At 62.6% G+C, this 8,360-nt stretch carries 8 protein-coding genes and 2 pseudogenes; 3 read left to right on the forward strand and 7 right to left on the reverse strand.

The window, feature by feature from the left end; genetic code table 11:
- Nucleotides 1-148: 148 nt before the first annotated feature.
- The 6 genes and pseudogenes from PUT78_RS22220 to PUT78_RS22245 form a co-directional block, all read right to left on the reverse strand.
- A pseudogene (locus PUT78_RS22220) lies at nt 149-304 on the reverse strand (DDE-type integrase/transposase/recombinase); the annotation flags it as partial.
- 103 nt (nt 305-407) lie between these two features.
- Entirely contained in the window at nt 408-1,940 is a 1,533-nt protein-coding gene (locus tag PUT78_RS22225) for a UxaA family hydrolase (RefSeq protein WP_274354434.1), read from the reverse strand.
- Nucleotides 1,937-2,947, reverse strand: a complete 1,011-nt coding sequence (locus tag PUT78_RS22230) for a zinc-binding alcohol dehydrogenase family protein (RefSeq protein ID WP_274354435.1) — start codon at nt 2,945-2,947, stop codon at nt 1,937-1,939. Before PUT78_RS22230 ends, PUT78_RS22225 begins: the two co-directional genes overlap by 4 nt.
- A complete protein-coding gene (locus PUT78_RS22235; protein WP_274354436.1) occupies nt 2,944-3,723 on the reverse strand; it encodes an ATP-binding cassette domain-containing protein in 780 nt (259 codons plus the stop codon). Before PUT78_RS22235 ends, PUT78_RS22230 begins: the two co-directional genes overlap by 4 nt.
- A gap of 60 nt (nt 3,724-3,783) precedes the next feature.
- Complete coding sequence (locus PUT78_RS22240; RefSeq protein WP_274354437.1) at nt 3,784-4,722, reverse strand: ABC transporter substrate-binding protein; 939 nt, start codon at nt 4,720-4,722, stop codon at nt 3,784-3,786.
- Nucleotides 4,723-4,763: 41 nt separating this feature from the next.
- Nucleotides 4,764-5,789, reverse strand: coding sequence for an ABC transporter permease (locus tag PUT78_RS22245; RefSeq protein WP_274354438.1), 1,026 nt, complete (start codon nt 5,787-5,789; stop codon nt 4,764-4,766).
- 132 nt (nt 5,790-5,921) lie between these two features.
- On the opposite strand from PUT78_RS22245, the gene PUT78_RS22250 reads away from it, so the two are divergent.
- A complete protein-coding gene (locus PUT78_RS22250; protein ID WP_274354439.1) occupies nt 5,922-6,824 on the forward strand; it encodes a GntR family transcriptional regulator in 903 nt (300 codons plus the stop codon).
- Here PUT78_RS22250 and PUT78_RS22255 read toward each other — a convergent pair.
- Complete coding sequence (locus tag PUT78_RS22255; protein ID WP_274354440.1) at nt 6,792-7,778, reverse strand: aldo/keto reductase; 987 nt, start codon at nt 7,776-7,778, stop codon at nt 6,792-6,794. The two genes, PUT78_RS22250 and PUT78_RS22255, sit on opposite strands and share 33 nt — an antisense overlap.
- Before the next feature lie 108 nt (nt 7,779-7,886).
- Here PUT78_RS22255 and PUT78_RS22260 point away from each other — a divergent pair, with 108 nt between their 5' ends.
- A complete protein-coding gene (locus PUT78_RS22260) occupies nt 7,887-8,153 on the forward strand; it encodes a hypothetical protein (protein ID WP_274354441.1) in 267 nt (88 codons plus the stop codon).
- Nucleotides 8,154-8,180: 27 nt separating this feature from the next.
- A pseudogene (locus PUT78_RS22265) lies at nt 8,181-8,360 on the forward strand (IS6 family transposase); the annotation flags it as partial.

The raw sequence follows: 8,360 nt of genomic DNA on the forward strand, positions 1-8,360 counted from the left end.
TCACTTCGCTCGACGCTTTGAACCGAAACTTCGCCCCCGGGCGACCAGCGCTTCTTCGAACTCACAACTATCCCTCCTGAATTTTCCAGTTTCAGGATAGTTGCGCCACACAGAGTGAGGCAGAGCCCAATTAAGTGCTACGCGACACAAGGGTTTTGCCGTTTCGATCCACCGCGCGGTAGTGATACATCCACTTGCCCTTAACCTTGATGTACGTCTCGTCCATGCGCCATGAGCTGGCCGTCGGCCGCTTTTTCGCCTGGGCTACTGATTTTGGATAATGCGCGCCCTTGAAATCAACCATCGCACTCATCCGACCCTTGCTGTGAAGTCACAGCCTACGCCGATGCTTCATACAGAGCCAACCGGAAACCAAAAATCTTTGCGACAGAGCCCTCCTGAAAAGATTACATGACCGCGCCGATTTGCCACGGCACGAATTCGACCGCGCCAAAGCCCTGCGCCTCGCTTTTCGTCTCATCGCCCGAGGCAATGCGCAACATAAGATTGAAGATTTCCTGCCCTTTGGCCTCAAGGCTGACGCCGTCCAGAATGTCGCCGCAGTTCACATCCATATCTGGCCCCATCCGGCGCCAGAGGTCGGGATTCGACGCGATCTTGATGCAGGGCACCGGACGGTAGCCCGAAACACTGCCGCGCCCGGTCGTAAAGGCGATCAGATTGGCCCCCGATGCCACCTGTCCCGTGACCGAACACGGGTCGTAGCCCGGGCTGTCCATGAAGACGAATCCGGGGTTGTCGATGGCCTCCGCATATTTGTAGACCCCTGACAGGGGGGCGGTGCCCCCCTTGGCCACGGCGCCCAGACTTTTCTCCAGAATGGTCGTCAGTCCACCGCGTTTGTTGCCCGGGCTGGGGTTGTTGTCCATCTCGCCGTAGTTCCGGGCGGTGTAATCCTCCCACCAGTCGATCAGGTCGATCAGCTTGCGCCCAGTCGCCGCGTCAATGGCGCGGCGCGTCAGCAGATGTTCGGCGCCGTAGATTTCCGAGGTCTCGGACAGGATCGACGTACCCCCGTGCCGCACCAGCAGGTCCGACGCATGACCCAGCGCCGGATTGGCGGTGATGCCCGAATAGCCGTCCGACCCGCCGCATTGCATGCCCAGCACCAGCCCGGATGCCGGCGCATCGGCGCGCGCGGCGCGATCGGCCTCGGCTGCCAGTTCGCGCAGCAATGCCACCCCCTTGTCCACCGTCGCGCGGGTGCCGCCGGTTTGCTGGATGGTCATATAGCGAAAACGCGCGCTGTCCTTCAGCGCCCTGCGGTCGATCAGGTCGGGGATCTGCATCACCTCGCAGCCCAGCCCCACCATCAGGATCGCGCCGAAATTGGGGTTGTGGCCATAACCTGCAAGGGTGCGGAACAACGTCTCATACCCTTCGCCCTTCCCCGACATGCCGCAACCGGTGCCATGCACAATCGGCACGATGCCATTCACATTCGGGAACAGGCCCAGCCAGTCCTGCCGCGCGGCCTCCTCGGCGATGAAGCGCGCGACCGAGCCCGCGCAGTTCACCGAAGTCAGGATGCCGATGTAATTGCGCGTGCCAACCCGCCCCGAGGGGCGGTGATAGCCACGAAACCGGGCGGCGGGGGCGATGGCGGGCAGCGGGGCGGCATCGCTGCCAAAGCCGTAATCCTGCTTATGCGCGCCCATGCCCAGATTATGGACATGGACATGCGCGCCGGGGGCGATGTCCGCGATGGCGCTGCCGATGATCTGGCCGTATTTGCGCACCGGGTCGCCCGCGCCGATAGTCCGGACCGCCACCTTGTGCCCCGCCGGGACCGTGTCGCGCAGCGTCACGCCGCCCGGCAGTTCGGCGCCCGGCGCAAGGGCTTTCAGGGCGACCATGATATTGTCGCTGTCATGCAGGCGAATGGCTGCACCGGCATCTGGCATCGCGGCATCGCTCATGGGGTTACCAGAACTTTGACGATGCTTTCGCGGTCCGCGACCAGCGCGGGGAACCGTACCGGAAGATCGGCCAGCGCCACCACCTGAGATATCAGCGCGTCCGCCGAGATCTGCCCTGACCGCATCGCGGCCATCACACGCTCAAAATCGGACTTCAGCGCGTTGCGCGACCCGATGATCCGCGCCTCACGCTTGTGGAATTCGGAATCGCTGAAGGTAATGTCGTCCTTGACCACGCTGACCAGAACCGCGCTGCCGCCATGCGCCAGCAGGGGAAAGCCCGCCTCGATGGCATGCGCATTACCGGTGGCATCGAAGACAAAGTCGAACCCTTCCGACAGCGCCCCGGTCAGAGGCGGCAGATCCGGCCCGTGCAGCCGGTCAAAACCGCACAACGTCTGCGCCAGCGTCAGGCGCGACAGGCTGCGGTCGGTCAGATGCACCTCGGCCCCGGCCAGACGGGCGAACAGCGCAGTGCCCAGCCCGATGGGGCCCGCCCCGGTGACCAGCACGACATCGCCCTGTCCCGCGCCCGAACGCGCGACCGCATGCGCGCCGATCGCCAGAAATTCGACCATGGCGGCCTGCTGCGCCGTCAGACCATCGGCGGGATACAGGTTCCGCCGTGGCACCGCGATGCGCGCGCACATGCCGCCGTCCCGGTGGACGCCCAGCACCTCGATTGCCGAGCAGCAATTCGGCTTGCCCCGTCGGCAGGCGCGGCATTGACCGCACGAAAGGTAAGGGTTCACCACCACCAGCTGCCCGGCATCAGGACCGCTGACGATATGACCCGACAATTCGTGCCCGATGACGCGCGGATACGCCAGAAACGGATGTTTACCCTCAAAGATATGGTAATCGGTGCCGCAGATGCCGATGGCGGCAATATCGACCAGCGCCCAGCCCGGAGGCGCCGCGTCCGGCATGGGGCGGGTTTCCACCACGAAACGCCCGGGGTCGGCACACAGGCCGCAAGCCATCATCCCGCCTTCTATGTCCTTCATGCCGGTGCCCCCGCCAGATTGCGCGCCGACCAGCCGGGGGGCAGTTCACCCTTCACGATCAGGCTGAGCACGTCGTCCTTGTGTACCTCGTCGATGCGATGCGAGCCCACAATGCGGCCCTTGTTCATCACCACCACGCGGTCGCACAGATCAAAGACATCATGCATATCGTGACTGACCAGAAAGATACCGATCCCCTCGGCGCGCAGTTGCAGGATAAGATCCGCCACCATCGCGGTTTCCGCAGGACCCAGCGCCGCCGTCGGCTCATCCATAATCAGGATTCTGGTGTCGAAATAGACGGCCCGGGCAATCGCGATCACCTGCCGCTGCCCGCCCGACAGGCTGGATACCGGATCACGCAGGTTCTTGAAGTTCGGGTTCAGCCGGGCCAGAACTTCCCTTGTCGCCCTGAACATCCGCGCCTCGTCCAGATTGCCAAAGCGTGTTTTCAGCTCGCGCCCCAGAAACAGATTTGCCGCCGCGTCCAGATGGTCGGCCAACGCCAGCGTCTGATAGATCGTCTCGATCCCCGCCGCACGCGCGTCGTTGGGTTCCGCGAACTGCACCGGCGCGCCATTCACCCGGATTTCACCGCCGCTGGGGATCATCGCCCCAGACAAAAGCCGCATCAAACACGACTTTCCCGCGCCGTTATGACCCAGCAGCCCCACGACCTCACCGGGGTACAGGTCCAGCGCAACGCGGTCGACGGCCCGCACGCCGCCAAAGTGTTTTTCGATGTCGATCATCTCGACCAAAGGCGTCCGGGTCATGTTGGGGCCTTTTCATTGGGAGGGAACGGGGGGCCGGCTACCCGGCCCCCGGGAAGGCGCTCAGTAAAGAACGTTCTGCGCCTCAGGGGAGTCGATATTCTCAGCATCGACCAGCACAACGCCAGTGTTGATGAAGCTGTCCACCGTTTCGCCACCCAGAATGTCAATCAGCGCGTTCACGCCCAACTCACCCATGGCGAACGAGCCTTGCACTGCCGTTGCGGTCAGCACCCCGTCGCGCACGAACTCCTGCAGATCGCTGTTGCCGTCAAAACCCAGCGCGACCAGTTCGCCCGCGCGGCCAGACTGCACGATGGCCCGGCCCATGCCGACCGCAGTCGGCTCATTGGCGCCGAAAATACCGACCAGTCCGGGGTTCGCAGCCAGAATATCAGTGGTCTGGTTCAGCGCCGTCGCCATCTGACTTTGCGAGTAATACGGCCCCACGATTGACAGCTCCGAATGCTCGGCAAGGTAATCGGTGAAACAGCCCACGCGCCCGATTTCCGATCCGACACCGGCGACATAGGACATAATCGCTACGCTGCCGGTGGTGCCCGCCTCTTCAATCATCCGCGCCGCGACGGTTTCGCCGGCGGCACAGTTGTCGGTGGACAGGAAGGCCTGATAGGTGCCTTCGGCATCCTCGCCCAGTGCACTGTCGATAATCACAACCGGGATCCCGGCTTCAAACGCGCGGCGCACCACGGGCACCAGCGCCTCGGGGTCTGACGGCGCCAGAACAAGGCCCGAAACGCCCCGGTTGATCGCGTTCTCAACCAGATTGACCTGATCGGCGATGGCGCTTTCGGCGGCAGGGCCGTCAAAGGACATCGTATGTTCAGTCTGCCCGTCGATTGCGGCCTGTGCGCCCAGATTGACATTCTGCCAGAAATTGGAATTCGTCGTTTTCACGATGACCGCAATTTCCCCAGCCTGCGCCACCCCGGCCGTCAGCGCCAGCGCGGATACGGCCACACACATTTTCAAAGTCTTCATTTCACTCCTCCTCCGTTGGTTCGTTTCGGTACGGCCCGGCCTCATTGCCGGTTCCGCACCTGATCGATCCAGACCGCGCCGATGACGACGAAGCCGATCACGATTTGCTGGATGAAGGCGGACACTCCCGCCATGTTCAGTCCGTTACGCAGGATGCCGATGATGAACGCGCCGATCATCGTGCCCGAGATCGTGCCGATCCCGCCCGACAGCGATGCCCCACCGATCACCGCCGCCGCGATGGCGTCCAGTTCGTACATCACCCCCTCGCTGGGTTGCGCGGTGACAAGGCGCGACATCAGCACGTTCCCGGCCAGCCCGGCCAGCGCCCCCGACATCGTGTAGGCATAAAGCTTGGTGCGGTCGACGCGCACGCCAGACAGCCGCGCGGCTTCCTCGTTCGAGCCGGTGGCATAAATATGTCGGCCGATCTGACGGCGGCGCAGCAGATAGGCCACGCCGACCGCCGTGATCAGAAGCAGGATCGCCGGATAGGGAATGCCGGGGAAAATCACCTTGGGAAAGCCGTTCGGCTGCATTTCCACCATGCGAAACAGCGCCCCGTTGCCCAGCACGCCGAAGCCTTCGCCAAGGCGCGAAATAGGCGCGGCGCCAGTCAGTTGCAACGCCACCCCACGCGCGATCAGCATCATGCCCAGCGTCGCCACAAAAGGCGGAATCCGCATCTTGGTGATGACAAAACCGTTGAACGCCCCGCAGGCTGCCCCGGCAACCACGCCCAGTGTCATGGCCGGAACCACCGGCACCCCGGCCTTGACTGCCATCGCCGAGATGACGCCTGACAGCGCCAGAACAGAGCCAACCGACAGATCGATACCGCCGGTCAGGATCACCAGCGTCAGACCGATGCCCAGCAGCCCGATGACCGAGGTCTGCAACAGAATGGTCAACCCGTTGTTCACCGAGAAAAACGACTGGCTGGCAAGGGCGAACCCCAACACCAGCAGCACAAGGGTCAGCAGCGCCGACATTCGGTGCATATAGTCGCCGCCCATCAGCAATGTGCCGATACCCGCCCCCGGCGCTGGCTTGCTTGCGTCCGACATGGCCCCCCCTTCTCGTATCGCTTTTAATTATTTAATACTGTTTTACGGTTTGGCACTTCCTGTCAAATGTTTTTTATAATATCGTACAAATACCGTTCCGCGATGCCGGGCGGCCAGCAAAGAAAGAAAGACATGGCACGAAGCGATGCGCGCTACCGCGAAGCCTACAACACGCTGCTCGATCACTGCGCGACACTGCCGCCGGGCGCAGTCCTGCCCGCCGAATCTGCCCTTAGCGCGATTGCCGGCGTCAGCCGCACCGTCATCCGGCGCTGTCTGAGCAGGTTGGAAGAAACCGGCCTCATCTCATGGGATGGCCGCGACAAGCGGATCCTGCGCACCCCGGCCCCGGAAGACCGCATTGTGCTGGCCGACGGGCATGGGGCGTCAGACGATCTGGAACGTCGCTTTCTTGACTGGATCCTGCGCTTTGATGTCCCTGCCAATACGCCGCTGTCGGTCGCGGAACTGTCGCGCAATTTCGACGTGCCGCAGCATGAGCTAAAAGAGTTTCTGGCCGGGCTCAGCCGGTTCGGGCTGGTCGCGCGCCGCAAGCAGGGCGGCTGGATGCTGCTGGGTTTCACCCGCGAATTCGCCGTGGAACTCTCAGATTTCCGCACGGTGCTGGAACTGAATGCCATCAGCCATGTGATTGACGCCCCGGTTGACCATCCGGTCTGGCCCCGGCTTAGGGAGATCCGCGCCGCGCATCTGGCCCTGCGCAGCCGGATCGACACCGACTTTCATGAGTTTTCAAAACTGGACGAAGCCTTCCACGAAGCGGTCAATTCAGTGGTGAAAAACCGCTTTGTCGCCGAATTCCAGAAGGTAATCTCATTGATCTTTCACTACCACTATATGTGGGACAAGACGCATGAGAAAATCCGCAACGCCGCCGCCATCGGCGAGCATCTGGCCATCATCGACGCGCTGGAAGCCCGCGACGGCGACGCGGCCCGCGACGCCGCACGTCGGCATCTGAAGACCTCGAAAACAACGCTGCTATCGTCCCTGCGCGCCCACGAATTCGCCTAGCAGGTCTGCGGCCCCGGCAGGTATTTCCTGCGCCCAGCCCTCCAGATTGCGCAGCAGCGACTCGGGTCTGGCCGTGCCCAGCAATACCGACACCACCGCCGGATGGCGGCGCGCAAAATGCAGCGCGGCGGTGGCAAGCGACAATCCATGCGCCGCCGCCGCATTCTGAAGCGCGCCGACGCGGTCAAGCACGGTCTGCGGCGCGGGTCCGTAATCATAGCTTGCGCCTGCCACCGGCCCGGTCGCCAGAATGCCCGAATTGAACACGCCCCCCACCGCGATACCGGTCCCCTCCGCCATGCAGCGCGGCACCAACGCGGCCTCGGCAGACCGGTCCAGCAACGTCAGCCGCCCGGCCAGCAAGATCACGTCCAGCGGACCGTGATCCATCACATCCAGACAGACCTGGCATTCATTGACCCCCAGCCCGAAGGCACGGATCGTGCCCGCCCGCTTCAGTCGCACCAGCCGTTCATAGCCCGAGCCGAAGAACGCCTCCATATGCGCCGCATTGGCCGCGCCGTGGGTATAGTCTCCAAGGTCATGCACATAGGCGATATCAACGGATGTCTGCCCCAACCGCGACAGGCTCTGGTCGATGGCTTCTTCAATGCCGTCGCCCGAATAGTCATAGCGCACGTCGTTATGCGCCGGGTTGACGAAACCGTCCACCTCGGCGATGGGCGATTGCGCAGGCGACAGGATGCGCCCGACTTTGGTGGACAGGGTGAACCCCGACCGACCGGCCAGAAACCGGCCAAGCCGCAATTCGGACAATCCGCGCCCGTAATGCGGCGCCGTGTCGAAATACCGGATGCCCGCGTCCCACGCTGTGTGCAGGACCGACTGCGCATCTTCATCCGTCACCTCGCGGTACAGGTTTCCGATGCTCGCGCAGCCAAAGGCAAGCTCGGGCACCGCAACGCCAGAGGTTCCGATCAGTCTGCTTTTCATCCTGCATCTCCCTTAATGGCGGCGGTCTCAGCCCGATTGACATTGCCAGGTCGACCAGCATACAGTTTCTTATTATTAAGAACCGGCCGATTCAGCAAGGGAATATCCGTGATCATCGACGCCCATCAACATTTCTGGCGGATCGCGCGCGGCGATTACGGCTGGCTGGACACACAGGATGCCACAATCCGCCGTGACTTTCTGCCGCCCGATCTGGCGCCGCTGGCCGCCGCTGGGGGCGCGACCGGCACCATCGCCGTTCAGGCCGCGCCGACGCTGGATGAAACGCGGTTTTTGCTGGAACTTGCCGCGGCTCTGTCGCAAAGATTTTTGGTTTCCGGTTGGCTCTGTATGAAGCATCGGCGTAGGCGGTGACTTCACAGCAAGGGTCGGATGAGTGCGATGGTTGATTTCAAGGGCGCGCATTATCCAAAATCAGTTATCCTGTTCGCGGTATTTTTCTACCTGCACTACTCTGTTTCCTATCGTGACCTCGAAGAGATAATGGAAGAACGAGGTGTCGATGTTGACCATGCGACCCTGAACCGTTGGGTGGGAAAGTACTCCCCATTAATCGCGGCA

The sequence above is a fragment of the Roseinatronobacter alkalisoli genome (assembly GCF_028745735.1).
GTDB classification, from domain to species: domain Bacteria; phylum Pseudomonadota; class Alphaproteobacteria; order Rhodobacterales; family Rhodobacteraceae; genus Roseinatronobacter; species Roseinatronobacter alkalisoli.

What these genes read in the sequence shown, in the direction of transcription:
- PUT78_RS22225 (WP_274354434.1), bottom strand. Translation starts at nt 1,940, where the DNA reads ATGAGCGATGCCGCGATGCCAGATGCCGGTGCAGCCATTCGCCTGCAT.
- PUT78_RS22230 (WP_274354435.1), bottom strand. Translation starts at nt 2,947, where the DNA reads ATGAAGGACATAGAAGGCGGGATGATGGCTTGCGGCCTGTGTGCCGAC.
- PUT78_RS22235 (WP_274354436.1), bottom strand. Translation starts at nt 3,723, where the DNA reads ATGACCCGGACGCCTTTGGTCGAGATGATCGACATCGAAAAACACTTT.
- PUT78_RS22240 (WP_274354437.1), bottom strand. Translation starts at nt 4,722, where the DNA reads ATGAAGACTTTGAAAATGTGTGTGGCCGTATCCGCGCTGGCGCTGACG.
- PUT78_RS22245 (WP_274354438.1), bottom strand. Translation starts at nt 5,789, where the DNA reads ATGTCGGACGCAAGCAAGCCAGCGCCGGGGGCGGGTATCGGCACATTG.
- PUT78_RS22250 (WP_274354439.1), top strand. Translation starts at nt 5,922, where the DNA reads ATGGCACGAAGCGATGCGCGCTACCGCGAAGCCTACAACACGCTGCTC.
- PUT78_RS22255 (WP_274354440.1), bottom strand. Translation starts at nt 7,778, where the DNA reads ATGAAAAGCAGACTGATCGGAACCTCTGGCGTTGCGGTGCCCGAGCTT.